The organism is Ralstonia nicotianae, from assembly GCF_018243235.1.
Classification (GTDB): Bacteria; Pseudomonadota; Gammaproteobacteria; order Burkholderiales; family Burkholderiaceae; genus Ralstonia; species Ralstonia nicotianae.
Map to the genome: position 1 here is coordinate 1,164,019 of NZ_CP046675.1, position 25,610 is coordinate 1,189,628.

At 67.0% G+C, this 25,610-nt stretch carries 21 protein-coding genes; 15 read left to right on the forward strand and 6 right to left on the reverse strand.

Annotated features, from left to right (window positions below; translation table 11 throughout):
• Positions 1–100 precede the first annotated feature (100 nt).
• Positions 101–1,876 carry a hypothetical protein gene (locus tag GO999_RS21165; RefSeq protein ID WP_135006117.1) on the reverse strand — a complete coding sequence of 592 codons (1,776 nt, stop codon included), beginning with the start codon at positions 1,874–1,876 and terminating at the stop codon, positions 101–103.
• A 131-nt stretch (positions 1,877–2,007) separates the two neighbouring features.
• Between GO999_RS21165 and GO999_RS25005 the strand changes: the two genes are divergently transcribed.
• Both GO999_RS25005 and GO999_RS21170 read left to right on the forward strand, forming a co-directional pair.
• The gene (locus tag GO999_RS25005; RefSeq protein WP_016723544.1) at positions 2,008–2,136 is read left to right on the forward strand and encodes a hypothetical protein; all 129 of its coding nucleotides are present in this window, start codon (positions 2,008–2,010) and stop codon (positions 2,134–2,136) included.
• The gene (locus tag GO999_RS21170; protein ID WP_211906827.1) at positions 2,133–3,224 is read left to right on the forward strand and encodes a c-type cytochrome; all 1,092 of its coding nucleotides are present in this window, start codon (positions 2,133–2,135) and stop codon (positions 3,222–3,224) included. The genes GO999_RS25005 and GO999_RS21170 overlap by 4 nt, the downstream gene beginning before the upstream one ends.
• Positions 3,225–3,475: 251 nt before the next feature.
• Here GO999_RS21170 and GO999_RS21175 read toward each other — a convergent pair whose 3' ends face one another.
• Both GO999_RS21175 and GO999_RS21180 read right to left on the reverse strand, forming a co-directional pair.
• Positions 3,476–4,573 carry a HAMP domain-containing sensor histidine kinase gene (locus tag GO999_RS21175; RefSeq protein ID WP_019719906.1) on the reverse strand — a complete coding sequence of 366 codons (1,098 nt, stop codon included), beginning with the start codon at positions 4,571–4,573 and terminating at the stop codon, positions 3,476–3,478.
• A 3-nt stretch (positions 4,574–4,576) separates the two neighbouring features.
• The gene (locus GO999_RS21180; protein WP_014632003.1) at positions 4,577–5,263 is read right to left on the reverse strand and encodes a response regulator transcription factor; all 687 of its coding nucleotides are present in this window, start codon (positions 5,261–5,263) and stop codon (positions 4,577–4,579) included.
• A gap of 126 nt (positions 5,264–5,389) precedes the next feature.
• Between GO999_RS21180 and GO999_RS21185 the strand changes: the two genes are divergently transcribed.
• Genes GO999_RS21185 through GO999_RS21195 form a run of 3 tightly spaced genes read left to right on the forward strand, consistent with a single transcriptional unit; the run spans position 5,390 to position 11,126 of the window.
• Positions 5,390–6,901: an AdeC/AdeK/OprM family multidrug efflux complex outer membrane factor gene (locus GO999_RS21185; RefSeq protein WP_049800508.1), complete on the forward strand. Its 1,512-nt coding sequence runs from the start codon at positions 5,390–5,392 to the stop codon at positions 6,899–6,901.
• The gene (locus GO999_RS21190; RefSeq protein WP_081365376.1) at positions 6,898–8,025 is read left to right on the forward strand and encodes an efflux RND transporter periplasmic adaptor subunit; all 1,128 of its coding nucleotides are present in this window, start codon (positions 6,898–6,900) and stop codon (positions 8,023–8,025) included. Before GO999_RS21185 ends, GO999_RS21190 begins: the two co-directional genes overlap by 4 nt.
• The gene (locus tag GO999_RS21195; protein ID WP_211906828.1) at positions 8,022–11,126 is read left to right on the forward strand and encodes an efflux RND transporter permease subunit; all 3,105 of its coding nucleotides are present in this window, start codon (positions 8,022–8,024) and stop codon (positions 11,124–11,126) included. Before GO999_RS21190 ends, GO999_RS21195 begins: the two co-directional genes overlap by 4 nt.
• 136 nt (positions 11,127–11,262) lie before the next feature.
• Here the strand turns inward: GO999_RS21195 and GO999_RS21200 are convergent, their stop codons facing one another.
• Positions 11,263–12,987, reverse strand: a complete 1,725-nt coding sequence (locus GO999_RS21200; protein WP_211906829.1) for an amidohydrolase — start codon at positions 12,985–12,987, stop codon at positions 11,263–11,265.
• Positions 12,988–13,168: 181 nt separating this feature from the next.
• Complete coding sequence (locus GO999_RS21205; protein WP_019719901.1) at positions 13,169–13,993, reverse strand: hypothetical protein; 825 nt, start codon at positions 13,991–13,993, stop codon at positions 13,169–13,171.
• Between the two features lie 627 nt (positions 13,994–14,620).
• Between GO999_RS21205 and GO999_RS21210 the strand changes: the two genes are divergently transcribed.
• From GO999_RS21210 to GO999_RS21230, 5 genes are all read left to right on the forward strand, one after another.
• Positions 14,621–14,938: a hypothetical protein gene (locus GO999_RS21210; RefSeq protein WP_011004709.1), complete on the forward strand. Its 318-nt coding sequence runs from the start codon at positions 14,621–14,623 to the stop codon at positions 14,936–14,938.
• Between the two features lie 74 nt (positions 14,939–15,012).
• A complete protein-coding gene (locus tag GO999_RS21215) occupies positions 15,013–16,626 on the forward strand; it encodes a TolC family protein (RefSeq protein WP_328517102.1) in 1,614 nt (537 codons plus the stop codon).
• 24 nt (positions 16,627–16,650) lie between these two features.
• Complete coding sequence (locus GO999_RS21220) at positions 16,651–17,994, forward strand: efflux RND transporter periplasmic adaptor subunit (protein WP_118872804.1); 1,344 nt, start codon at positions 16,651–16,653, stop codon at positions 17,992–17,994.
• Positions 17,987–18,769: an ABC transporter ATP-binding protein gene (locus GO999_RS21225; RefSeq protein ID WP_064478654.1), complete on the forward strand. Its 783-nt coding sequence runs from the start codon at positions 17,987–17,989 to the stop codon at positions 18,767–18,769. The genes GO999_RS21220 and GO999_RS21225 overlap by 8 nt, the downstream gene beginning before the upstream one ends.
• Position 18,770: 1 nt before the next feature.
• Positions 18,771–20,033, forward strand: a complete 1,263-nt coding sequence (locus tag GO999_RS21230; protein WP_211906830.1) for an ABC transporter permease — start codon at positions 18,771–18,773, stop codon at positions 20,031–20,033.
• A gap of 201 nt (positions 20,034–20,234) precedes the next feature.
• Here the strand turns inward: GO999_RS21230 and GO999_RS21235 are convergent, their stop codons facing one another.
• Entirely contained in the window at positions 20,235–20,396 is a 162-nt protein-coding gene (locus GO999_RS21235) for a hypothetical protein (RefSeq protein WP_158594558.1), read from the reverse strand.
• Here GO999_RS21235 and GO999_RS21240 point away from each other — a divergent pair.
• From GO999_RS21240 to GO999_RS21260, 5 genes are all read left to right on the forward strand, one after another.
• Positions 20,395–20,739 (forward strand): hypothetical protein, encoded by a 345-nt coding sequence (locus tag GO999_RS21240; protein WP_011004714.1) that lies wholly within the window; start codon positions 20,395–20,397, stop codon positions 20,737–20,739. The genes GO999_RS21235 and GO999_RS21240 overlap by 2 nt on opposite strands.
• Positions 20,740–20,931: 192 nt before the next feature.
• Positions 20,932–21,261: a hypothetical protein gene (locus GO999_RS21245; protein ID WP_016723556.1), complete on the forward strand. Its 330-nt coding sequence runs from the start codon at positions 20,932–20,934 to the stop codon at positions 21,259–21,261.
• A 402-nt stretch (positions 21,262–21,663) separates the two neighbouring features.
• Positions 21,664–22,599, forward strand: a complete 936-nt coding sequence (locus tag GO999_RS21250) for a SphA family protein (protein ID WP_019719895.1) — start codon at positions 21,664–21,666, stop codon at positions 22,597–22,599.
• 1,446 nt (positions 22,600–24,045) lie between these two features.
• A complete protein-coding gene (locus GO999_RS24865) occupies positions 24,046–24,354 on the forward strand; it encodes a 3D domain-containing protein (RefSeq protein WP_230076549.1) in 309 nt (102 codons plus the stop codon).
• A gap of 8 nt (positions 24,355–24,362) precedes the next feature.
• Positions 24,363–25,574, forward strand: a complete 1,212-nt coding sequence (locus GO999_RS21260; RefSeq protein WP_081263872.1) for a hypothetical protein — start codon at positions 24,363–24,365, stop codon at positions 25,572–25,574.
• The last annotated feature ends 36 nt before the right edge of the window (positions 25,575–25,610 follow it).

Genomic DNA, 25,610 nt, shown 5'->3' on the forward strand with positions numbered 1-25,610 from the left:
CCCCCGGACCGACTGGGCAATCAGCTCGCGCATGCATCCTGCATACAGGCGCGTGCCATCCTGCGCAGCCCGTCGGGCGCCGCTTCGTCTACCCGTGAGACTAGATGCCAAGACCGCTCACGCAAATCGTCTTTCCTTCGAGAGCGTACTCCGTGGCGGCACGCTCTTGTGACCACCCTCCGCCCGTGTTCATTGCGCAATAGACAGGATGCTCGGCAAGCAACCGTCGGATCACGGTCATGGGATGGTCGATCAGCAGGGGGCCCCGCAGGCGGATAGGCTCCGGCTCGCCATCGGCTCGGCCAACACGGCACTCGGCATCCTTGAGCAGATTGCGAAACGTCGCCCAGTCATACAAGGCGATGCCGTCTTCGGTGCTCTGGAAATCGAATTGGGCGATGTTATGCAGCAGCACGAAGCTGCAATTCTCCGGCGTCGCATCTTCAATGTCCCTCGCGGCCAGGGTCTTGCAGAGCCGGTTGGCTTCCAACAGGCGCTTGGCTTCCCGCAGCTGGAAAATCCCGTGGCCAATATCGTCCTGTATCGCCTCGACAATCGGCTTGAAAAAGCCCTCCTCACCGAGCAAGGAGTGCTTGACCTGGATGAAATAGTAGTGCCGTTGCTGGACATCTCTGATGATGAACTCGATGTCGCATTGGTTCGGGGCGTCGTCTAGAACCTTGTGCTGATCAAAGCCCTCAAGCACCTGGTATCTGGGCTTGTAGTCATCTCCATGTTCGATGCGGTGCCGAATATGGGTTTTCTCAAAGAAGAACCCACCGATATGCGTTCTCAGCACGTCGCGCTCGCCGAACTCCAACTCAAGCGCGCGGTAGTAGCGACGCAAGCCTTTGGATGCGGCTTCGATTCGCAGGCACAGCGTATCGCCCTTGCGGGTGACAAACTGATCGGTCACCAGCGCTTGCGTCTGGCGGTACACAAGGCCAGACACCTCGCTGAAGTCCAGGCCATATCGCAACAGGTCCGATCGTGTCATCTTGACTGCTTCACCGCGAACACCCGCCGCGGCAACCACGCCGACGACAGCAACCGCACCATAGAGGTGTTGGACACTCTTCAAGGCACGCCCCTGATCGGTCAGCCGACGCCACGGGATGGCCAGATCCTGATCCAGGATTTTCTCAATCACGGGTGTCAAATCGCGAACGGTCATTGCACCATCATCCACCAGCGCCTTGATCATGGCGAGGGTACTTGTCCGGCTGCTCTGATCCAGGGCACGCGCAAACCAGGTCGCATGAAGGGTTTCCTGAGCGGCGGCGTCCCGCACGGAGATGTGGAACCGATTCTCATGGTGGAAGACCTTGGCAAGGCCCGCCAAGCACAGGACAAGTGCTTCGTTCAACATCAGAAAGCGGACGGCTGCAACCACTTCGGCCTTTTGCAAAGCGCTGCCCATTCCCATGCGCCGCAGCCCCAGATGGTCATATAGGCGTTCAAGCTGACACTGAACGCTGACGTAACTGAGGTACCGCGCGCCATGCACTTCTGGCAGTCGCGGTGTCTCACCTGTGAACGCCGTTTGGCAGATACCCCTCAAGTCCGTGTCGGGCCGCACAACCACCGACAATGATTCCTCGAGCAGCGGCCGGACCTGAATCAGTCCGCGCTGCGCAGATGATTGCGCCCGATCGTAGAGACGACCCAGCGCGACAAGGCTGTCGAAATCGGCCCGATGGGCCAAATGCTTGCGCAAGGGACCCGCAATACTGTCTCCGGCCGCGAAGTCGAACGGCTCGTCCAGGAGGCTGTGTATCGGTCGCAAGAGCTTAGGGTTGGTTCGGAAGAACATGCTTGTTGAAGTCGTAGCTGAACCCTCGACGATAAAGCCATATGTGATGTCCATTGCCATCATCAACTTCGCCCTGATTGTCGAAGGTACTCTTGGTGTGAACGTACCCTAGCGGATGCCAGCCGCGCATTGAGCGCATTGAGATACGCCGATCTGCCGCCTACGATGCTTTCTTTTGAAGGAGGGCATACGGCATGCTCCAAGCAACGCTCAAACCGGCCGGCATCTCGACACAGCGCATCAAGCCGATGCGGCCGCGCGGTTTTCACCGCAGCCACCGGCCGGCGACGTCGGCCGCCGCCATCATCGCGGAGCACACATGACGGCGACCCTGCGCTCGATCCTGCTGCTCGCAGCCGGCCTGTGCGCCGGTACGGCCGGCGCGCAGCCGCCCGCCGCCCCCGACATCCCCGCGCCGCATGCCGGCGAAGCGGTCGACACCGCCCGCGCCATCCAGCTGCGCGAGCGCGAGGCGGCGCAGCCGGTGCGGCCGTGGGCCGAGCCTGACCCGGCGGCCATCCCGACCGGCAAGGCGGGCGACGCGATCCGGTATGGCCAGGCACTGCTCACACGCACCTCCACCCTGATCGGCCCCAACGCGCCCGACCCGGCCAGGCGGTTTGCCGGCAACAACCTGAACTGCGTGCATTGCCATGCCGTGGGGCCGTCCGGCCTGCCCGGCACCAAGCCGTATTCGCTGCCGCTGGTCAACGTGGTCAACGAATATCCGAAGCTCGACATCAAGTCGATGAAGGTGATTTCGCTGGAGACGCGCATCGCCGGCATGGTCGGCAAGGGCCCGGCGGGCGGCATCCCCGCCGACGGGCCCGAGATGCAGGCGATCCTGGCCTACCTGAAATGGCTCGGCCGCGCCGGCAGGCCCGATACGCGCATGGCCCAGACCGGCCTGGACGAGGTGGCGATGCCCAACCGCGCGGCCGATGCCGGACGCGGCGAACGGCTCTACCGCGAGCAGTGCGTCGCCTGCCACCAGCCGGACGGCACCGGCATCAAAGCGCCCAATTTTGCGGGCGGCGCCGGCTACGCCTTCCCGCCGATTGCCGGCAACGACAGCTACGACGACGGCGGCCACATGGCCATGGTGCCGCTGCTCGCGCGCTTCCTGGCCGCCAACATGCCCTACGGCAGCACGCGGCAATCGCCCCGGCTGACGGTGGACGAGGCCTACGACATCGCCGCCTACGTCACCAACAACCTGCCGCGCAAGCACAACCCCGGCCGCGTCAAGTCGTATCCGGCCGAGGCATTGCGCCCCGGCGGCTTTGTCATTCCCGAGCAGTTTCCCGGCGACGATGCGGCCTACCAGCGCGCGCGCCTCGGGCCGTTCATCGACCCGCCCGCGCTGCGCCAATCCGCGGACACGCGCCACGACCTGGCGGCGGAGCAGTGAACCGCGGCCAGTGAGGCGCTGACGACGGCTGGCGGACCGGGCCCGCGCCGCCGTGCCGGCCCGATCTCAACGGGCAGCCGCATGGGCAGGTGCGGGCGGATGCGGATGCGGATGCGGATGCGGATGCGGATGCGGATGCGGATGCGGATGCGGATGCGGATGCGGATGCGCAATGGTCACACGGCCCACCGTGGCGTGCGCGCCGATGCCCCGCCTCGCGGTATCCGGCTGCCCGATCCCGGGGACACGCCCTACGGGTGGTCCGAAGGGGGCGCGCTCATCACCGCGCTTGGCAGGCGCGCCGTCACGCGCAGGCCGCCCCCCTCTCTCGGCACGGCCCGGATCGAGCCGCCGTGCAGCGCCAGTGCGCGCCGCGCAATGGCCAGGCCGAGCCCGGTGCCGGGCACGGCTTGCGCCGCGCCCTCATGCCAGTGCGGCTCGAGGCGGCGAAACGGTTCGAAAATCGTCTCGCAGAACTCGGCCGGCACGCCGGGGCCCCGGTCGCACACGCTCACCTCCAGCCATTTCACGTCGCCGCCCTGGGGGTTGGCCGGCGCGGACACCTGGGCGTGGATTTCCACGGTCGTATTGGGAGCCGTGTATTTGACGGCATTGCGCACGACGTTTTCGAAGGCGCGGTACAGCGTCTCCCCGGCGACCTCCGCCACGAAGCTGCCGGGCGCATCCAGGGTCACGGCGCAAGCGCGCGCCTGGGCCTCGAAGGCGGCATCCTGGGCAATGTCGGCCAGCAGCTCCATGACATCGATACGCTCGCGCACCGGACCAATGGCGCCGGCCTCCAGCTTGTGCAGCGTCAGCAGTTCCTCGATCAGGCGGTCGAGCCGCTCGGCCTCCCGGGCAATGCGCTCGGCCATGACCGGCCCCGATTGCGGGCTCTGCTGCATGAGCCCGACCGCCGCCTGGATACGGGCCAGCGGTGAGCGCAACTCATGCGAGACGTCGTGAAACAGCTGGCGATGCTGGGCCGCGGCCTGCTGCAGCAGGGCGGCCATATGGTCGAACTCGCGCGCGAGCTCCACCAGCTCGTCGCGGCGCGACCCGAGCAGCGGCAGCACGCGCACGTCGAAGCGCGCCCGCGCGGCGTGGCGCAGCGCCATGCTCAGGTGGTGCAGCGGCTTGGCCAGATACCACGCCAGCGCAAAGGCAACCGGCAATCCGACCGCGGCCCCGGACACGACCGGAATCAGGAAAAACCAGCGCGGCTCGGACGGCGGCGGCGGATGCCCGGTCAGCCGCAGATACAGGCCGGCGCACACGAATGCCGCGACCATGGCCAGCCAGAGCACGGCGAAACATTTCCAGAACAGGCGTCCGACCGGCAGCTTCATGGTTCAGTCCGCAAGCAGTTGATAGCCCATGCCGCGCACGCTGACGATCCACGGCTGCCCATCGGGACGCTGGCCGAGCTTCTGGCGGATGCTGCTGATATGCACGTCGATGCGCCGATCGAAACGCGCCAGCGGCCGGTCGAAGGCCTGCAGCGAGATGTCTTCCTTGCTGACCAGCCGTCCCGCATGGCGTGCCAGGACTTCGAGCAGGCTGAACTCGGTGCCCGTCAATTCCAGTGCGCTGCCCAGCCAGGTGGCGCGCCGGCTGGCGGGCCACAGCGCGAGCGGTCCGGCGTGGATCGCCCCGGCGGCGGCGCCCGCATCGGCACCCGAGGTACGGCGCAGGATGGCGCGCAGGCGGGCGACGAGTTCGCCCGGCGTGCAGGGCTTGGGGACATAGTCGTCCGCGCCGAGATCCAGGCCGGAGATGCGATCGATGTTGTCGCCGCGCGCCGTCAGCATGACGACCGGCACCTGGCTGGCGGCCCGGATGCGGCGCAATGCGTCGATGCCCGACAGGCGCGGCATCATCACATCGAGCACCACGATGGCGAAGTCCCCCGAGAGCGCGCGGGCCACGCCGGCTTCGCCGTCATGCGCGACCTCTGCGGCAAAGCCCTCGTGCGCGAGATACTGCACCAGCATCCCGGTCAGTTCGGCGTCGTCGTCGACCAGCAGCACGCGAGTCATGGAAGTGCGGTCAGGATCGGTCATGGCAGCAGTATGGCGCGCCGGATACCGCATCAGGAAGCGGTTCCGCCGCAATTTTACGCAACTTAACCCAGCCATACCGCACTGGACGGTGTGATCCGGACAATGGCTTCCATCGGCCCAAGGTGGGCCTGGGAGCATGCATTGGACGGATGGAAACGATGCCGGCGTCTGCGGACGCGGCTGGCGGCACTTGCCGGCGGCCTGGCGCTGAGCGCCTGCGCCCTGCAGCCGCCGTACCAGGCACCGCAGACGGCGATCGCCACCCAGTGGCAGGCGGAGCGGCCGCATGGCGCCAGCGTCACGAGCCTGGTCGACTGGTGGAGCCGGTTCAACGATCCGGCGGTGGCCGAGCTGATCCGGCGGGCCGAAGCCGACAGCCCGTCGCTGGCCAAGGCGGTGGCGCAGATCAACAGCGCGCGCGCCACGCTGGTGTCCAACGGCGCCGACGCATGGCCCGCCCTGACCGGCAGCGCGTCGGTCACGCGGGCCAAGTCGGCCACCGCCGCCGGCGACACCACCGTGTCCAGCCTGTCGACCACGCGCAGCGGCGGACTGGACGCCTCCTGGGAGATCGACCTGTTCGGCAAGGTTCGCGCCAGCCGCCAATCGGCGCAGGCGCAGCTGGAAGCCCGCATCGACGATTGGCATGACGCGCGCGTGTCGCTGGCCGCGGAAGTGGCGGACGACTATGTGCAATACCGGGCCTGCCGGCAGCTTGCCAAGGCGTATGCGCAAGCGGCGGCTTCCCGCGCGCAGACCGCCAAGTCAACGCGCGCCGCGGTGGCCGCGGGCATGACCGCGGCTTCCGACGGCTATCTGGCGCAGGGCAGCACGGCCAGCGCCAATGCCACGGCCACGGAGCAGAGCGTCGCGTGCGAGACGCTGGTCAAATCGCTGGTCGCGCTCACGGGCACGGACGAGCCCACCCTGCGCGGCATCATCGACCGCCCCGGCGCGCCCGACCTGCCGCAGCCCGACACCTTCAGCGTGACCAGCGTGCCGGCCGACCTGGTGCGCCAGCGCCCCGACCTGGCCTCGGCCGAGCGCGATCTGGCGGCCGACTATGCGTCGATCGCGAAGGCCCGGGCGAATCGTTTCCCGAGCCTGTCGCTGTCGGGGTCGATCGCGATCTCGGCCACCACCCTCGCCGCGCCGATGTCGAGCTGGTCGTTCGGTCCGAGCCTGTCGGTGCCGCTGTTCGATGCCGGCCAGCGCAAGGCCGCGGTGGATTCGGCGCAAGCCACCTACGACGCGCAGCTCGCCACGTATCGCAGTTCGGTGCGCACGGCGGTCAAGGAGGTCGAGCAGGCGCTGGTCGCGCTCGACGGCGCCGCGCGCCGCAGCGACGACGCGCGCCAGGCCGCCGAGCAATACCGCCGCTACGTCGGCGCCATCGAAACCAACTGGCGGGCCGGCCTCGACACCCTGCTGACGCTGGAAGAGGCCCGCCGCTCGGCCACCACCGCCGAGATCACGCTCATTGAACTGCAGCGGGACCGCGTGCGCGACTGGATCACGCTCTACAAGGCACTGGGCGGCGGCTGGCAGGCCGACCAGGCCCTGGCCTCGACCCCTCATGCCACCGCTGCGCCCGCACAAGGAACGACACCGTGAAACTGAATCGCCGCATGGCCGCATTGGCGGCCTTCCTCGCCGTGGCAGGCATTGCCCTGTGGCGGCTGGCCCCCACCGCGCCCGCGCGCGCCGAAACGCAGGCGCCTCCCGCCGCGCTCGCCGTCAGCCTGACCGAGCCCACGCGCCTGGACTGGCCCGACACCATCGAGGCCAACGGCACCACCGCCGCGTGGCAGGAAGCCGTCATCGGGGCGGAGACCGGCAGCCTGCGCATCACCGAACTGCTGGCCGACGTGGGCAGCACCGTCAAGCGCGGGCAAGTGCTCGCACGGCTGGCCGATGCCACCGCAACGGCAGACCTGCGCAAGCAGGAAGCCGCGGTGGCCCAGGCGCGCGCCAACCTCGAACAGGCCCAGGCCGACCTCAAGCGCTCGAAGCTGGCCGCCGACAGCGGTGCCCTGTCGGCGCAGAAGCTCGACGAATACCGCATCACCGAGGCGGTCGACCGCGCCGCGCTCGCCTCCGCCGAGGCTGAGCTGCAAAGCAAGCGCATCACCGTCTCGCAGACGCGCATCGTGGCGGTGGACGACGGTGTCATCTCGTCGCGCTCGGCGCTGCTCGGCAACGTGGTGAGCGCCGGCACGGAACTGTTCCGGCTGATCCGGCAGGGACGCGTCGAATGGCAGGCGGAAGTCGACGCGCAGCAACTGACGCGCATTCAGGCCGGCCAGCCGGCGCACGTGACCCTGCCCACCGGCAAGACCGCCGACGGCAAGGTCCGCCTGGTCTCGCCCACCCTGTCGACCAGCACCGGCCGGGCCATCGTCTACGTGGCGCTGGACGGACACGACGCCCAGCCCGGCATGTTTGCCAGCGGACGCATCGAACTGGCCGGCCGGCCGGCGCTGACCGTGCCGGAATCGGCCCTGGTGCCGCGCGACGGCCGCACGGACGTGTACGTGCTCAACAGCGACGGCACAACCGTCGCACGGCACACCGTGGCTACCGGGCGCCGCCGCGACGGCCGCGTCGAAGTCACCACCGGGCTCGACGCCGGCGCGCGCGTGGTGGCCAGCGGCGGCGGCTTCCTGTCGGACGGCGCGCGCGTGAGGGTCACGCCGTCGGCCGTGGCCAGCAACACCAAGGAAGGGGCCGCGCGATGAACATTTCCTCCTGGTCGATCCGCAACCCGGTGCCGGCGGTGCTGTGCTTCATCCTGCTGACCGTCTTCGGCCTGATCGGCTTTCACAAGCTGCAGGTCCAGGATTTTCCGGACATGGATCTGCCGACCATCAGCATCTCGGCCTCGCTGGAAGGCGCCGCGCCCTCGCAGCTGGAGAACGAGGTCGCCCGCAAGATCGAAGACAAGCTGACCTCGCTGTCGCAGCTGGACCACATCACCACCAAGATCACGGATGGCGCGGTCAGCATCAGCGTCAGCTTCAAGCTGGAGAAGGACCCGCAGGCCGCGCTGAGCGAGGTGCGCAACGCCGTGGACGGCGCGCGCGCCAGCCTGCCCAGCGAGATGGCGGCGCCCACCGTCTCGAAGAGCGACGCGGCCAATTCCGCGCTGCTGACGTACACGGCCAGCTCGACCACGCTCGACGAACAAGACCTGTCGTGGTTCGTCGACAACGATCTGGCCAAGGCACTGCTGTCGGTCAAGGGCGTCTCCAAGGTCGAGCGGATCGGCGGCATCGACCGCGAAGTCCACGTCGACCTGAACCCGGCCCTCATGGCCGGCCTCGGGCTGACGGCCGAGACCGTCTCGAGCGAGCTCACGGCCATGCAGCGCGAGCGCTCCGGCGGCCAGGGCGACATCGGCGGACAACGGCAATCCTCGCGCACGCTCGTCGGCGTGGGCTCGGCTGCGGATGTGGCGGCCCTGACCATCACCACCGGCGACGGCCGGCGCGTGCGGCTGGACCAGATCGCCCGCGTCACCGACGGCGCGGCGGACCGCGCGTCGTATGCCTTCCTGGACGGCAAGCCGGTCGTTGGCGTGCAGATCACGCGCGCCAAGGGCAACTCGGACGTGACGGTGCTGCACGACGTGCGCAAGGCCATCGCCACCTTTGCCGAGTCGCATCCCGAGGTGCGCCTGGCCGAGGCCAGCAACACCGTCAGCCCCATCGAGGACAACTACGAAGGCTCGATGAGCATGCTGATCGAGGGCGCGCTGCTGGCGATCGCGGTGGTCTGGTGGTTCCTGCGCGACGGCCGCGCCACGCTGGTGTCGGCGGCGGCCTTGCCGCTCTCGATCATCCCGACCTTCGGCGCGATCTACCTGGCCGGCTATTCGCTCAACACCATCACGCTGCTGGCCCTGTCGCTGGTGGTCGGCATTCTGGTCGATGACGCGATCGTCGAGATCGAGAACATCGAGCGGCACCTGCGCATGGGCAAGACGCCCTACCAGGCCGCCATGGAAGCCGCCGACGAGATCGGGCTGGCCGTGATCGCCACGACCTTCGCGCTGGTGGCCGTGTTTCTGCCGACGGCGTTCATGTCGGGCATTCCGGGGCTGATCTTCCGGCAGTTCGGGGTGACGGCGTCGGTGGCGGTGCTGATGTCGCTGCTGGTGGCCCGGCTGCTGACGCCGATGATGGCGGCCTATCTGATGAAGGCGACCCGGCATGCCGAACGCGACGGCCCGGTGATGACGCGGTATCTGCGCTGGGTCGGCGGCGGGCTCGACAAGCGCGGCCGCACCATGTTGGCCGCCGGGCTCATGCTGCTGCTCTCGCTCTCGATGGCGGCCGCCCTGAAGACCGGCTTCTTCCCCGCGCAGGACAAGGCCCAGACCCAGGTCACGCTGGAGCTCACGCCGGGCAGCACGCTCGAGCAGAGCCGCGCCGTGGCGCTGCAGGCCGAGGCGCTGATCCGCCGGCTGCCGGAGGTCAAGGGCGTCTTCAGCACGGTCGGCAGCGCCAGCGACAGCAGCAACCCCGCCGCCGGCACCAGCAGCACGGCCGATGTCCGCACCTCGACGCTCGTGGTCGATCTCGTTGCGCGCGGCGAGCGCAAGTCAAAGCAGTCGGCGGTGGAAGAGGCGATCCGCCACCAGCTGCGCGACCTGCCCGGCGTGCGTGTCGCGGTCAACAACGGCGGCAACGGCGAGAAGCTGCAGATCACGCTGGCCGGCAGCGATGCCACCTCGCTCGAAAGCGCGGCGGCGGCACTGGAGTCGCAGTTGCGGACCCTGCACGGCATCGGCAACGTCACCTCCAGCGCCGCGCTGCAGCGCCCCGAAGTCCAGTTCCGGCCGGACCCGGCGCGCGCGGCGGCCCTGGGCGTGACGACCGAGGCGGCGGCCGACGCCATCCGCATCGGCACCTATGGCGCCTATTCGACCTCGCTGCCCAAGCTGAACCTTCCCGAGCGGCAGATCGCGATCCGGGCGCGCATCGACCCGGCCTTGCGGCAAGACCTGGATGCCATCGGCCAATTGCGCGTGGCCGGCACGAACGGCAGCGTGACGGTGGCCTCGGTCGGCACGCTGTCCATCGGCAGCGGCCCGTCGCAGATCGACCGGCTCGACCGCGCGCGCAACATCACGCTGTCGGTCGAGCTGAACGGCCGCACCATCGGCGAGGTCAACCAGGAAGCGCAGCAGCTGCCGGCGCTGCAGCACTTGCCGGCCGGCGTCCACCAGGTCCAGCAGGGCGAGCTGCAAAACATGAGCGAGCTGTTCCAGAGCTTCGGCCTGGCCATGGCCATCGGCGTCTTCTGCGTGTATGCGGTGCTGGTGCTCCTGTTCCACGACTTCCTGCAGCCGGCTACCATCCTGTGCGCGCTGCCGCTGTCGCTGGGCGGTGCGCTGCTCTCGCTGCTGATCACGCGGATGAGCTTTTCCATGCCCGCGCTGATCGGCCTGCTGATGCTGATGGGCATCGTGACCAAGAACTCGATCCTGCTGGTCGAGTACGCCATCATGGCCCGGCGCGAGCACGGCCTGAGCCGGCTGGCGGCGCTGATGGACGCCTGCCACAAGCGGGCCCGCCCGATCGTGATGACGACCATCGCCATGGGGGCCGGCATGCTGCCCAACGCGCTCGGCCTGGGGGCGGAACCCAGCTTCCGCCAGCCCATGGCCATCGTCGTGATCGGCGGGCTGCTGGCTTCGACGCTGCTGAGCCTGCTCGTGATTCCCGTGGTGTTCACCTACGTGGACGACCTGGAGCAGTGGCTGCGCCGCCGATTCCGGCAGGCCAAGACCCATCAGGACGCATCGCTCCCGCTGCCCGTTCCCCACGATCAGTGAGGCAGCGCAGCGTCCCGCAAGAAGGCCGCGCGACCGGTGACGGTCGTTCCGTTGAACAGCGCTCGCGCCAGGCCTGGGCGAGCGCTGTTCCGCGGTTGAAGGGGGGCCCAGCCCCATATCGTGCCCGGGCAGACCTTTACTGATCGGCGGCGCGATAGACCGGCCGCCCCTGGAAGTAGGTGACGCGCACCGTGGTCCGGTGGATCCGCGACGGCGGGATCTTGAACAGGTCCTGGCTCAGCACCGCGAAGTCGGCCGACTTCCCGACCTCGATGCTGCCGGTCTCCTGGCCCAGCCCCATCGCTGTCGCGCTGTTGAGGGTGTAGAGCCGCAGCGCCTGGCCGAGCGGGATCGCCTCGTGCGCGTCCAGCACACCGGGCACGTTACCGGCCGGATTGCGCCGCGTGACCAGCCCTTCGATGCCGAGCCACGGGTCGGGCGTCTGCTGCCCGGCGGGCCAGTCCGAACCGCCCGCGACCAGCGCGCCGGCCCGGATCAGGCTGCCGATCGGGTAGCTGTGCAGCGTGCGCGCGTGTCCGACCACCTTCTCGAACAGCGGGGTATAGGCGTGCGGGAACCACAGCATCGGCGACACATCCGCCACGACATTGAGCCTGGCGAAGCGCGGCATGTCGGACGGCGCGATGAAGGTGATGTGCGCGATCTGGTGGCGGGGGCCGTTCATGCCGTTGGCCTTGCGCACCGCCTCGATCGCATCCAGCGCGAGCCGCACCGCGCCGTCGCCCACGGCATGCAGCTTGACGGGCGTGCCCTGCCGGTCGAGCGCCGTCAGCTTTTCGGTCAGCACCGCCAGCGCATAGAGCGGCGCACCGCGAAAGTCGTGCCCATGGGCATCGCTGGGCGCGTACGGCTCCAGCATGGCCGCGGTGTAGCTCATCGGCACGCCGTCGAGGAAGACCTTGACGAAGTCCGGACGCAGGCGGTCGCTGCGCACCTGCGCGAGCGTCTGCCGGCCGGGCAGGCCGTCTCCGCCGGCTTCGGGCTCCACGCCCATCGACGCCACCACGCACAGCGGCAGGCCCTGGCCGTCCGTGTCGGCGGCGTGCCAGCCGGAGAGGATCTGGCGCGTGACGAAGGCATCCTGCACGCCGGTGATGCCGAAGCTGTTGAGCCTGCGCGCCGCCGCTTCGGCAGCGTGCTTGAGGCGCGCCGGCGTGCGCGACGGGATCAGCTTCTCGACGGGCTGCCACGCGGGCGGCTCCTTGATCAGGCCGGTGGGCTTGCCGTCGGCCATGACGTACGCGCCGCCGGCGGGCGCGGCGGCGCCGGGGCCGATGCCCGCGCGCTGCAGGACCACGCTGTTCGCCCAGCGGTTATGGAAGGTATCGTCGCGCAGCAGCACCGGCAGCCCCTTGCTCGCACGATCGAGCGCGGCAAGGCTTTCCGGCGTCTCCAGCGCACCGAGCAGCGCGCTGGACCACGGCCCGCCGACGATCCAGTCATCGGGCTGCGCCCGCGCGGCGCAGGCGCCGACCGCGGCCAGCACCGCATCGAGATCGCCCGCCGGCGCAAGCGCGCAGTGGTACAGCGCCTCGTACGCGCCCTCGACCGGATGCGCATGCACATCGCTCAAGCCGGGGACCACCATCGCGCCGTGCAGATCGACCACCTGCGTCGCCGGCCCGACCAGTTGCGCGACCTCGGCATCGCTGCCGATCGCAACGAACCGGCCATCGCGCACCGCCACCGCCTGCGCCCACGGCTTGCCGGCGTCCAGCGTATAGAAGCGGCCATTCCTGACCACGAGCTCGGCCGGCGCGGCCGGGGCGCCGGGGCTGAAGCCCGCCGCGAACCATCCCAACAGCAACGCACCCCAGATACGCCTCGTGTTCGCAGACATGCTCCCTCCTCCCAGAATTGCGCTTGTCTGGTCGGATGTTAGGTGGGCTGTCCGGGCGCCCGCATCTCCCGTTTGATAGATGGGGTTGTCCCTAAGCGAGGGCTCGATGGAGGCACTCGGGCCGGCAGGCCGATGCCGGCACCACGCGCGAACGGCAGTGCCGCGTCAACCGGCGTGCCCGTCAATCGGCAGGGGGCTCCCGATATTTCGGATCCAGGCTGGGCAGCACCAGCGCGTCCGGCGTCTTGCCCGACCGGTATTCCGTTTCGACTTCGAGCCCCAGCGGCGCAACCGCTGCGCGGATGATCGTTGCGACTTCCTGCAGCTGCGCCTCTCTGCGGTCCTCGTATCGCGAGTAACGCCCCGACTTGTTGATGACCACCAGTTTCCCGGTCTCTGCGTCGAAACGGAATTCGCCGCAGATGCGCGCTGGACCGCCGCTGACCAGCAGCGGGTGCCCTCGACGGCGTTGCTTTCCCGAGTCGGGGTCGTGCCCCACGGGCTCTTCCTCTCCGATGAACACGCGGCCCAGCGCGCTGGCGGCCCAGATGTACTGCTTGTCGCCCGCCTTGAGCGCGTCGATATCGAACGCTTTCCGCACCGCCGGGTCCGTCCAGTCCGGCGGCGCGTCTCCGCCCTGCAGCGCAATGAAGCGAGGATGCGCCAGCGGCCGCCCCTCCGCATCCTTCTCCCAGTCATGGATGCCGTCGCCATCCTTGGTCCGCACGGGCTGCAGGCTGCCGAATCGGACGTCCAGATCCGCTGCGCGCTCGGTACCGATCAGCGTCTGCAGCGCCGGTGCCTTGACCTCCGGACCGGCGCTCAGGCTGCCGTCGGACGCGCTCAGACGCAATCGCTTGTTCGGCATGGCGGCCTGGGACAGATCGGCCAGGGCACCGGGCGATCTCGGGCGCTTGCTGCCGACGGACGGCGATGGCGCGCTGAATTCCGCCGAAGCGCCGGCGGCCGCGGAAGTGGATGGGGGTGAGGTGCGTGCGGGCTTCATCGGAAACGTGTGGGGTTGCAGCTTCCCGGGAGGCTTTAGGGTGTGCAACGTATGCACTTGGCTGCCGTGTCTTGCGTCGGCAAACGAACCGGTGTCGCCCGCCGCGAAACGCACCCACCGATGCAGCGCTGGAGACCGTTGACAGGCCGGCGCATCCGCATGCCCGGCGCTGCCGCATCCGTCGTCTTCGCACCGGCTCGCGCACCGCTCGGGCAGGCATCCCGAAACACCTCCGCCCCCGCTCCGCCGGCACGCATGGCGGCCGGCTCGATCGTCCCGATGGCCGCGGGGCCGCCGGCTGCCTTCGCTTGCCGGGCACCGGCTTCGCAATTCCGGCGCCGATCCGCTGGAGCGCGCCCTATCTTGCTAAGCTGCCGCCTTTCTCCAGCGCATGGCATGGATCCGTTTTCATGCAACGGCGGGAGGGTCCGATGCGTTTTCTCAAGAATCATCAAACGGCACTGAGGGTGCCGGATCGTTCGATACAGTGTCGTCGATCCAGTTGATGCCGCCACCAGCGATTTGATCGGTGCGTTCGGGTGATTGGTTTACAAAACGCCTTTGGATCAGCCAAGCAGGCGCGCGCTTTGAAGTTTCATCGAGTATTCAACCCATCAAGGAAGATCAATGCATAGCTTTGGATCGAATCGCGGCAGGAAATCCATCGCCGTCGCCGCTCTGGTGATGGCATCTGCGTTTGCCCATCACGCCAGCGCCAGGACGCTCGGCAAGGTCGATGTCATCGGCACCTACACCGGCACGGCGCTGACGCCTGCCAACGCCTGGTCGGCAACCTGGGGCAACGCCTGGGATGCCTGCCGCGTCCAGTACGGCACGACGCGCTCGGTCAACATGACGTGGCATCAGTTCGGGAATCCGAGCCCGGCCGGCTCCAACAAACGCTCCGTCGCCGCCACGTGGGAATGCCGTGACACGGCGAACTGAGCGGCCGGCCCGGCCGGAATGGCGCTAGCCGCCCCGGCCGGCACACCCCTGCGGCGGCGCGCCGGTCCCGTTGGATGAGGGATCGGCGCGCCGTTCTCGCTGTCTTTACCTGCCCCGTAGTGAGCATCTCCCGCTGCCACGCACTGCTGCTTGCCCTCTCCATCGGCGCAGCGGATGCGGTACTCGCCCAATCGGACCGCCCTGATGCGATGCTCGCCGCGCCGCCGGCCATCGCGGCCGAAGCCTTGCCGGCGCATCCGCCGACGGCATTGCGGCTGAGCCTCCAGGAGGCCTTGCAAGGCGCGTTGACGCGCGCCGTCAGCGTCCAGACCCAGCAGTTGGACTTGCAGCAGCAACAGGAGCAGACCGAACAGGCCCGTCACGAATTCCTGCCGCAGACCGTCCTGTCGAGCCAGCTCGAGCGCAACAGCACTTCCGGCACCGGCACGGGCACCACGCGCGGCACGGCCAGCTCGGGGAACCTGGTTTCCACGTGGAAACTGCGCTCGGGCACGCAGTTGTCCCTGTCGGAGGGGCGCCTGTACAACCGGTTCGGGCAGAGCGCGCCGGCGGACAGCTTCGTCCCGGGGGCCAGCCTGAACACCAGCAGCCGCGTCACGTCGGTCTCGCTGTCGCAGCCGCTCCTGCGCGGCTCGGGCAGCGACGTGGTGCTGCTCAACGAACGCCGGGCCGCCCTCGCGCTGGAGAGCGCGCGCCGGAGCTTCCTGCAAACCCAGCGCGACGTGGTGCTGAACGGCGTGCTGGCGTACTTCGCGCTGGAGCAGGCCAGGCAGAATGTCACGCTCGCGCAGGCGGCGCTGCAGCGCGCGGGCGAGGCCCGATCGATCAACGAAGCGCTGCTCGCCGCCGGACGCATCGCCCGCATCGCCCTGCTGCAGAGCGACGCCGACCTGGCGCAGGCCGAGCTGGCGCTGACGCAGTCCCGGCAGGCCGAGAACGTCGCCCGCCGCCAGCTGCTGCGCGTGATCGGCCGATACGACCTGGATGCCGACCGCACCGACATCACGCTCACCGATTCCTTTACCGCCTATCTGCCGCCGGCCGCGCAGAACGAGGCGCCGATCATGCGGGATGCGCTGGCCAGGCGGGTGGACCTGCAGCTCGCGAAAGACGCCGTGACCGCAAGCCAGTTCAGCGTGACCGCCGCGCAGGACGGCATGCGCAACCAGCTCGATCTGTACGCGCGGCTCGACCGGTCGGGCGACAGCGCCGGCGGCACCTCGAACCGGCAGATCAACCGCGCGGTCGGCCTGAGCTTTTCCATGCCGCTGGACAAATCCGAGAGCCGCCTGGCGCTGGGCGCCGCACGGGTCGCGCTGACGAAGGCCGAACTGTCGCTGGCCGATCTGGAGCGCACCGCGCGTGCCGAAGTCAGCGACGCACTGAGGAACATCGACTTCGCCTTCCTCCAGCACCGGATGGCCCAGCGCACGGCGGAGCTCGCGCGGCAGCGGCTGGCGGGCGAGATCGAGAAAGCGCGCGCCGGCCGCAGCAGCGCGACCGACCTGTCGCTGGCCCAGGACACGCTCAACCAGGCGCTGTCCCAGGAGGTGCAGGCGCGCTTTGCCATCTTCACCGCGCAGCTCGAGCTGCAACGGGTCAGCGGCACCGCGCTGGAGCAATGGCACGTGGCGGCGTTCGCCCAGGCAACCCTGCCCCCTTCATGAAGCGCCGGCATGCGAGACACTGAAATGCAACCTCCCTCCCGATGGCAACGGAACGCCGCCCGCGCGGCGGCGGCCGCGCTCCTGATCGGCCTCGTCGCGTGGGGGCTGAGCCGGGTGGCGCGGCCCGCCGTGCAGGAGCGCGGCCATTGGCTCAAGGCTGCGCGCCAGGCGTCGTCGCAGCCGCTGCTGCTGCAGGGCACGCTGCGCCCGGTCGATGCCGTCAATATCGCGGCGCCGGTCGAGGGCGTGCTGCTCGCGAAGTTCGTGCAGTTCGGCGACACGGTGACGGCCGGGCAGAAGCTCGCGCAAGTCAGCGACACCGAGCTCAAGCGCCAGCTGCGCGAGGCCGAGATCGCCTCGATCCAGGCGCAGCAGGCGCTGAGCGCGGCACAGCAGATCGAATCCAGCACGGAATACCAGGCCGCGGCACGCCGGCTGCTGGCCGCGCAGAACAGCCTGGCGGCCGCGCAGCGGCGCGGCAAGGAAGCGCAGATGCTCTACGACAAGGGCATCATCGCCCGCACGGAGCTGGATGCCGGCAAGCAGGAGATCGATACCGGCCAGAGCCAGGTGGACGGCGCGCGCGACGAAATCGCCACGCTCAGGCTCAAGCGCGCCCCGGCGGCCCTGCGCGTGCTCGAACTGGATCTCGAAAACCGGCAGCTGCGCCTCGAAGAACTCCGCGCCAAGCTCAAGGCGACGACCCTGCTGTCGCCGATCTCGGGCGTGGTGCTGTACCCCGAGCCGACCGACGGCAACGACCCGTCCGGCCGCAAGGAGCTGAACGCGGGCGCTGCCGTCACGCCCAAGGACGTCATCCTGACCGTGGGCGACACCTCGGCGTTTCTCATCAAAGCCTGGGTGGACGAGGAGGACATCCGCCGCGTGGCGCCGGGACAGGCCGTGCGCATCGTGCTGGGCGCGGACAGCGACCGGGCGTTCGCGGGCACCGTGCAGCGGGTCTCGTCGCAAGCCAGAGCGGCGGACGGGCGCGGACAGGGCAGCCGCGGCACGGCGGAATTCGAAATGCAGATCCTGTTCAAGCCACCCACCGATGCGGGCAGGTCGCTGCGCGTCGGCAGCGCCGTCAACATGAGCCTGGCGCCGGAGCCGGGGCCGGCCACGCTGCGCATCCCCCTGGCGGCGGTGGCCTGGAGCCCGGCGGGCCGGCCGGTGGTGCGCGTGCGCAAATCGGCCTCGGACACGGCGCGCATGCAGGAGATCGAAGCCGGCCGGACCCTCGTCGACAGCGTCGAGGTCAAGGCCGGCATCGCGGATGGCGACGAGGTGTGGGTGCCCAGCGCAGCCGCCGGCCCCGGCGACGAGGGCACGCTGAAGCAACTGCTGTCGGGGGCCGGCAATGGCTGAGCCCGAGGCCGGCAACGATCGCGCACCCGCCGGGCTGCTGATCGAGCTGCGCCAGGTCTCGCGCACCTTCCAGGTGGCCGGCGAGACGGTCGCGGCGGTGCGGGGCGTCGATCTGCAAGTGCGCAGCGGCGAGGTGCTGGCCATGGTCGGGCCGTCCGGCTCCGGCAAATCGACCATGATGAACCTGCTCGGCCTGCTGGACACGCCGACCTCCGGCCAATACCGGCTGGCGGGAGTCGATACGCAGACCCTGTCCTCGCAAGAGAAGTCCCGGCTGCGCAATCAGGACATCGGCTTCGTCTTCCAGCAATTCCACCTGCTGCCGGCGCTGACCGCGCTGCAGAACGCGCAATTGCCGCTGCTGTATCGGGGCCTGTCGCAGCGCGCGTCGCTCGACGCGGCGAGGGCGGCGCTGGTGGCGGTGGGGCTGGAGCACCGGCTGTCGCACCGCCCGGCGGAGCTGTCCGGCGGAGAGCGGCAGCGCGTGGCCATCGCCCGCGCCATGGCCGGCCAGCCGCGGCTGCTGCTGGCCGACGAGCCGACCGGCGCGCTGGATTCGGCAACCGGCGCGCGCGTGCTCGCGCTGCTGCGCGAAGTCACCGCCACGCACGGAACGGCGCTGCTGATGATCACCCACGACCTTGAGATTGCCCGGCAGCTGCCCCGCCAGATCGAGATGCGCGACGGGCGCCTGCGCTGCGCCACGCAGCCCGATCGCCCCGCCGCAGCGCAGGCGCAGCCCCTGTCGGGCCGCCGCGGCACGGTTCCCGCCTGAGATGGACAAGCGGCTCCAGCACCAGGTACAGCGCCTGCGCATCGCGGTGGGATTCGCCTGGCAGAGCATCCTGACCAACCGCCGCCGGATCGCGCTGGCGGTGGCCGGCGTGGCGATCGGCATCGCGGCGGTCACCTCCATGCTGGTCATCGGCGACAGCGTCACCGCCCAGGCCACCCGGGCGCTGGACCAGCTGGGCGCGGACGTGGTGACGATCAGCGTACCGCCACCGGGCGCCGACCCGTCCGGCCAGAGCGCCGAGCCGCTGAGCGAGGCCGCGCAGGCCCGGCTGGACGCCACCACCGACGCCGCCGCCGCCGCGCTCCGCCACATGCCGGAGGTGCAATCCGTGGCGCGGCTGGAGCGCCGCTTCGGCTGCGGCGACGGACCGGAGACGGCACTGGGCAGCCCGGACATCGTCGCCGCCAATCCCGATCTGCCCGGCGTGCTGTCGCTGCGCCTGCAGCACGGGCGCTTCCTGAGCCCGCTGGATGCGCGGCAGCCGTGGATCGTGCTCGGCGCCGACATCGCCGCCGAACTGCGCAAGACCCGCCTGGACGTGCAACCGGGCGCGGCCCTGCCCCTGTGCGGCAAGACGTTCTTCCTGGCCGGCGTGCTGGCCTCTTACATCGGCGACGATCTGCTGCAGTCGATCCGGATGAACCACGCCGTCTTTGTCTCGTACGCCTCGCTGCGGCGGCTGACCGGGCCACCGTCGCCGTCGGCATCGCTGCTGCTGACCCGGCTGCAAACGGGCGTGACCGCGCCCGACATGCCGGGCCTGCTGGCATCCCGCCTGCGCACCATGCTGTCGCAGACGGTGGAGGCGAGCGGCGCCAGGCAGGTCAGCGAACTGCGGCAGCAGCAGGTCTCGCTCTACACGCGCTTTCTGGCGGTGCTGGGCTGCGTCGCGCTGCTGGTGGGGTCACTGGGCATCACGAACGTGATGCTGGCCTCGGTGTCCGAACGCAAGACGGAAATCGGCCTGCGCATGGCCCTGGGCGCGCACACCACCGATGTGGTGGCGCAGTTCCTGACCGAAAGCGTGCTGATCTGCCTGCTGGGCGCGGCGCTCGGCCTGGCGCTGGGCATCGTGGGCGCCGGAGTGGCGCTGACGGTTGCGCAGATCGGCATCACGCTGGATATCACGACACCGCTGTGCTCCGCCGTGCTGGCCCTGCTGTGCGGCCTGGCCGCCGGCGCGTATCCCGCGGCCAATGCGGCGCGGCTCGATCCGGTGACCCTGCTGCAGGGACGCGGCTGAGACCGGATTGCGCGCCCGTGGCCGCATGGACCGTCATTGCATGCGGCCCCACCCTCGCGGTGGCGCGTGAAGGCGACCCGCGCGCCCTCGGCGCACCGGCATACCGTTCATTACGCAAGCCCGAACAAAAAAGCGAAATCATTTACCCAAATAAGAAATAAAAAACCAAAAACAAAGCAAAACAAAATACATCAAAAAAATTCAAAACACACTTACAAACACTTTCGCATGAGATATTGATTTCAGCAGCCGCCAATCTTGCGCTTCCGTCAATATTTCTTTGTTATATCCCGGACAAAAGCCATTTCCACGGCGCTGCCGCTCGGCATCATCGAGTGAAACCACTTCATCGGAGATATCCATGCAACTCAGCAAGATCATTCACAAGCAATCGTTCGCCTTCGCCTTCGCAGCACTGGCGCTCATCGCGGCTCCGGCGCACGCCCAGACCGCCAAGGCCAGCTTCACGGTCAAGCTGACCGGCCAGAACGCCACCAAGGGGTGCGTGCGGTTCTATGTGAATGGCCAGCAGGACGTCGCGGCCGGCCAGACCAAGTATCTGGGCGGGGTTCCCAACGATAAGCAGTTCATGGCTTCCGTGTTCCCGAACGCCTGCGGCGGCACGGCATCGCGCAATGTCTGGATCACGACCAACAAGTGGCCGTCGAGCCAGCAGGCTTACGCGCAGACGTGGAAGGTGCAGTAACCCGGCCGCGCCGTACTCAAGCGAGCGGATAGCTGCTGCTGCGGCTTGCAGCAGCCAGCGCCTGCGCCCGGGCGATTGCCGCAAGACCACGGAAAAAACGAATGCGCGTTCCCCTTTTTCCTGTCAATGCGTCATTGCCATCACGCCGATGCGCATCCCCCTTGTACTGACGTCACCCCACAAAAGATACCAATGAATATCAGTAAAACCACCGGCAAGAAATCTGTTTTCTTTGCAATCGCGGCAACGCTGGCCCTGATGGCCAGCCAAGCGAAATCCCAGACCATCACGGGCGTGGATCTGACCGGCCAGAACTATACCCAAGGGTGCGTGCGCTTCTTTGTGAATGGCCATCACTACGACGTCTCGGCCGGCCAATCGACGAAGGTGCTCTATGTCGCCAGCGGCAGCACGTTCATGGCGTCCGTCTTCCCGTCGGGCGGCGTCTGCGGTGGCACGGCCACCCGCAACGTCTGGTACACGACGAACAGCGTGACCCACCAAACCTGGCTGATCAGGTAATCGAGCACGCCGGTAAAAGCGACCTTGCCCGTGCAAGGTCAAGGGGCTCGCCCCGTCGCTCCAGGCATTTATCCGCGTACGCCCGCCCGGAAACCTCCGGAGGTTTGCGGGCGGCAGCTTTTCTCACGCACTCGCCGCATGCCCGACAGGTGCGCACACCGGGCACGGATGCGGCCCACCTCATCCTCCCCCACGACAAGACCCCGGCGCCGATGCATCCCGGCAAAGGCGGGCGGCCCCTCGGATGCTGAGGGTCATTAGGGCAAACGCGTATCCAAAATGGCAGATGCCGGGCGCCCACCGCGACGATAGATTGACCTCGCCGAGGCACCCAGGGCCGTGCGAGTCCAACGACAGGCCAGCCGGAGCACGCCTTGTGTCCCATCTTCCGGAGGTCAAACCATGCGGCTCATCCGCCCGCGCCTTGCTGCCCAGCTGTCCTGTCTTGCCATGGCCACGCTCCCGCTCCATGCCGCCGCGCTCGAGGGCAATGCGCCGACCACGCCGTTCGGCGTCTTCGACTTCGGCGCAGGGATGATGCCGCCCCCGACGGAACTGCCCGCGGTCGGGCTGCGCGTCACGTCGTACACGGCCAAGCGGATGCAGGACAACCGCGGCAACAGCACGCCGCTCGATGTCGATCTGTCGGTACAGAGCTACGGCCTGGCCGTCGTCAAGACGACCCGCCTGTCGCTGCTGGGCGGCAAGTACGGGTGGTCGTTCGTCGCGCCCGTGCTGAGCATGAAGCTCGACCTCGGCATCCCGACGCCCGCCGGCCGGCTCAGCCAGAGCGGACGGAACACCGCGCTCGGCGATCTCCAGGTCTCGCCCATCACCGTGTCGTGGATGCCCGCGCAGAACCTGTTCGTCAACGCCTCGCTGATGCTGCAGCTGCCCACGGGGTCGTACGACAGGAACCGCCTGGTGAATGCGGGCATGAACCACTGGGTGGTTTCGCCCACGGTCGCGTTCACCTACATCACGTCGTTCGGCGGCGAACTCTCGTCCAACATCCAGCTCAACGTGAACGGCCGCAACCGCGACACCGACTACCGCTCGGGCATCGAGTACCAGCACGAATTCGCGATCGGGCAGCATATCGGCCCGTGGACGGTCGGTATCGGGGGCTACTACAGCCAGCAGCTCACCGACGACACCCAGGCCGGCAAGACCATCGAAGGCAACCGCGCACGCGTGTTCGCCCTCGGCCCGGCGGTATATTTCCTCAAGCCTGGCAGCGCCTGGCCGATCGTCTCGCTGCATGCCTACAAGGAGTTCGCCGCGCGCAACCGGGCGCAGGGGCGGCAGATTGCGTTGCGGGCGGCGTGGGTCTTCTAGGGCGGCGTCAAATACGCCCGGGTCCCGGGGGCCAATAGCGAGTTGCCGGACACAATGCACTGATGCAACAAAGGGCTCTTGCCCCCGGCGTGCACACAAACACGTGTTTCTCGACAAGATGCACTGCGTCATGCCATGAAACGGATTTGCGGCAGTGATTTCGCCATCATGCTGAATCGCGCATCAGGCTCGTCCAGAAACACTCAGCATTTCAATCTGGCATACATCATTCCGAGACTTGGACGTCGCTTCCCGTGTCTTTGGATCCCGGGCGGATGGTCAGTCGCCCAGACTCAGCTTCCATCAGTGGCTGAGTGGCAAGCTGCCCGGTGCACGACCTCTAATCTTACTGGGACGCCTAAGATATTAGTTGCTCTAATATCTTGAAAAAGAAAATTTCATCAATTTCGTCATGAACAACGCATGCCAAATAGATTGGCACTCGATCACAATACCCTACGCTCGCTTGTGAACGATATGATTTCACGCGACCCAAATAACCGACACCAGCACGCCAAATCATTTCACGAGAAAACACAATGACAAGGAGGTATTTTGAGAAATATTTCCATCACAGCTGGAATATTATTTATTTTCGCGCTTTCCCTAAACAAATCTGCCAAAGCGGTACAGGATATTCCATCTATACCGGTTTACCTGGGACCCGGTAACGCTGGATATCCAACGGCAGACGCAGCCGGCCAAGCTTTGGCGGCTTTGGTCTGCAATGCCCCTGGTAATCAGTCGTATTTTCAAAGTTGCACGTATGCAGGACTCCGAACGGATATCCCCGATCCGGACCCGACCTCGCCTCTTCCATTTGCAGGGCGTGCGATGGTTACCCTTGTGCGCAATGGGTCGTCATTGACAATGACAGCGGGAGACGTGCGGGAAACTTTCTCTTGCCCCGCCGGCAATTGGTCTCTTCGTTGGCTTCCGAACAACCCTATCCCGGTTTGCGAGGGGTCAGGCACAGCTCCACCGCCGCAACCATCGCTGCAAATTACCGCGAGCGCAGCATTCATTCCCGCAGGTGGCACGACACAAAATGGGAAAATACTTACAAAGTCGAATCTAACCTTACGAGTTACGCAAGCTGGTCAGTCGGTTAGCGGCATGTCGGTCGGATTGCAATCGAGTCGTGGCTCTCAGGATGCTATTCAAGGCCCGACTGCAGCAACGAACGCGAGCGGCACAAGCACTGCCTCCGTGTCAACTCGAGCACAGCCGGGTCAGTCAACCATTAGCGGCTCGAGCCCATCTAACCTCCAAACGACGAATCAGGCAAACATCAGTTGGCTCCCGGCACGCTATGAGCACTCGTTTCTCGTCACCTGCTACACGTTGGCCGTGGAGGCAGAAGCGCCGGCCACACCCATCAGTCATAACGTCTGCGGATTGCCGAGCGCCAACCACTACCGTTCGAAGTTTTTGACCGACGTGAAGATGCAGGGGTCCGGGCAGGCGTTGGATGGCACCATTGTTCACTATAGGGGCCAAGGATGTTTCAACACCGACACATGTGCACGCACCGCGACCGGCGCTTGCGCCACGGTGGGCACCACCATTGCTGTCGACCGCTCCGTCATCCCGAAGGGAGGTTCCGTCACCGTCGACATACTAGGCCAGCGAAAGGCACAGGATGGAGGTGGCTGGATCAATGGCTACCATATAGATGACTACATGGGACCTCAGCGCGCGGCATGCTTACAACTGGGGACTCGCAATTCAGGCATCGTGTTTCAGAGCTACTAGGGGGAGACATGCGTAATTTTGGAAAAATCTTTGCATGGATGGTGTTCTGCGCAATCGCATCGCAACATGTCGTAGCAGCGCAAGATTGCCGCGCATTGGTGGTGGTCAAGGAGGATCTATGGTTTGCACAACAAAATGGAACTCTGCTCACACAACTGACAAACGACGGCAAATTGAAACTTGCTGTTGCATTGGCCCCAACGTCAAATCTCATCGCTTATAGCGGGAAAAGTTCACCTGCCGACGTATCCCTGATCGATTCAACTGGCAGGCTACTCGCCGACGTAAACTTGCACGCAACGGACGCAATTACCGATCTAGCGTGGACATCTCCGGACCTGCTTGAGGCAGGGCAACACGAAAGCCCGACCAGCAGCCGCTTTTACTTTCTGCGCGTCCCGCCCCCCGCTGGGCCCGCTCAGGTTCTGCCCGCGACGGGGGCCGGAGGACGCTGTGCTCTCTCCCCAAGAGGGCATGGCATTGCATGCACCCAGGGTGATGCCATCAGCCTGAATGGTCGGGATATCTATACCCTTCCGAGTCCGTTTTCCACTGCCGACGTCGTACAGAAGGTCAATGCTTCTGTTGGCACAAGCGTTTCCACAACAACGAAGCCTTCGTTCCGAATCGAGGTTCAGAACATTCGAGACGATCAGGTTGCCCTGAAAGCCACAACACCAGATGGGCAATCGATGCAAACCTATCTGCGCAACGGTGACGTACTTCCTATACCGTACCCGAGCGAAAGCTCTGACGGTTCCTCTGCACTGTATGGGGTAGGCGCAGAGATTGCCCGACATAACAACGGGGTTGTTACGCTAACAGTAATGTCTAACACTCGGGGCACACCAACGTTTGAAGCCGGCCCAGTCTGGGATCCAAGGGGCAAGCGCATTGCCTTTGTCGAGTCCAATGGCTCAAACCAGAGATGGCTGGTCTTGATCAATCGAGAAATGGGCGAAGCCGATGAACATCGCGGGGGCCACGATGCCAGAGAGCGGCTTCCGATCGCCGGTCCCGTGAGCTCGATCGCGTTCACATCGGACACGCACATCGTGGTTAAGGGGCAAGACAGCGTTTTTGCACAGGACATACCCGCCGAAGGAAAGGTGCCTGGCAACGCTCCTTACACGACAACGCCACGACTGGCACAGCAGATCAATGTGACGGTCGGCGGAAATCTGACTCCCGTCCCGGTAAGAGGTTGGACCTGCCAGTAGTGGTTCTCACTTGGCGGTGCGTGGCAACATCAACGC

Excerpts from the sequence above, each read along its gene's own strand:
- GO999_RS21165 (WP_135006117.1), bottom strand. The coding sequence starts at position 1,876 with ATGATGGCAATGGACATCACATATGGCTTTATCGTCGAGGGTTCAGCT.
- GO999_RS25005 (WP_016723544.1), top strand. The coding sequence starts at position 2,008 with ATGCTCCAAGCAACGCTCAAACCGGCCGGCATCTCGACACAGCGCATC.
- GO999_RS21170 (WP_211906827.1), top strand. The coding sequence starts at position 2,133 with ATGACGGCGACCCTGCGCTCGATCCTGCTGCTCGCAGCCGGCCTGTGC.
- GO999_RS21175 (WP_019719906.1), bottom strand. The coding sequence starts at position 4,573 with ATGAAGCTGCCGGTCGGACGCCTGTTCTGGAAATGTTTCGCCGTGCTC.
- GO999_RS21180 (WP_014632003.1), bottom strand. The coding sequence starts at position 5,263 with ATGACTCGCGTGCTGCTGGTCGACGACGACGCCGAACTGACCGGGATG.
- GO999_RS21185 (WP_049800508.1), top strand. The coding sequence starts at position 5,390 with ATGGCTTCCATCGGCCCAAGGTGGGCCTGGGAGCATGCATTGGACGGA.
- GO999_RS21195 (WP_211906828.1), top strand. The coding sequence starts at position 8,022 with ATGAACATTTCCTCCTGGTCGATCCGCAACCCGGTGCCGGCGGTGCTG.
- GO999_RS21200 (WP_211906829.1), bottom strand. The coding sequence starts at position 12,987 with ATGTCTGCGAACACGAGGCGTATCTGGGGTGCGTTGCTGTTGGGATGG.
- GO999_RS21205 (WP_019719901.1), bottom strand. The coding sequence starts at position 13,993 with ATGAAGCCCGCACGCACCTCACCCCCATCCACTTCCGCGGCCGCCGGC.
- GO999_RS21210 (WP_011004709.1), top strand. The coding sequence starts at position 14,621 with ATGCATAGCTTTGGATCGAATCGCGGCAGGAAATCCATCGCCGTCGCC.
- GO999_RS21215 (WP_328517102.1), top strand. The coding sequence starts at position 15,013 with ATGAGGGATCGGCGCGCCGTTCTCGCTGTCTTTACCTGCCCCGTAGTG.
- GO999_RS21220 (WP_118872804.1), top strand. The coding sequence starts at position 16,651 with ATGCAACCTCCCTCCCGATGGCAACGGAACGCCGCCCGCGCGGCGGCG.
- GO999_RS21225 (WP_064478654.1), top strand. The coding sequence starts at position 17,987 with ATGGCTGAGCCCGAGGCCGGCAACGATCGCGCACCCGCCGGGCTGCTG.
- GO999_RS21230 (WP_211906830.1), top strand. The coding sequence starts at position 18,771 with ATGGACAAGCGGCTCCAGCACCAGGTACAGCGCCTGCGCATCGCGGTG.
- GO999_RS21240 (WP_011004714.1), top strand. The coding sequence starts at position 20,395 with ATGCAACTCAGCAAGATCATTCACAAGCAATCGTTCGCCTTCGCCTTC.
- GO999_RS21235 (WP_158594558.1), bottom strand. The coding sequence starts at position 20,396 with ATGGATATCTCCGATGAAGTGGTTTCACTCGATGATGCCGAGCGGCAG.
- GO999_RS21245 (WP_016723556.1), top strand. The coding sequence starts at position 20,932 with ATGAATATCAGTAAAACCACCGGCAAGAAATCTGTTTTCTTTGCAATC.
- GO999_RS21250 (WP_019719895.1), top strand. The coding sequence starts at position 21,664 with ATGCGGCTCATCCGCCCGCGCCTTGCTGCCCAGCTGTCCTGTCTTGCC.
- GO999_RS24865 (WP_230076549.1), top strand. The coding sequence starts at position 24,046 with ATGCAGGGGTCCGGGCAGGCGTTGGATGGCACCATTGTTCACTATAGG.
- GO999_RS21260 (WP_081263872.1), top strand. The coding sequence starts at position 24,363 with ATGCGTAATTTTGGAAAAATCTTTGCATGGATGGTGTTCTGCGCAATC.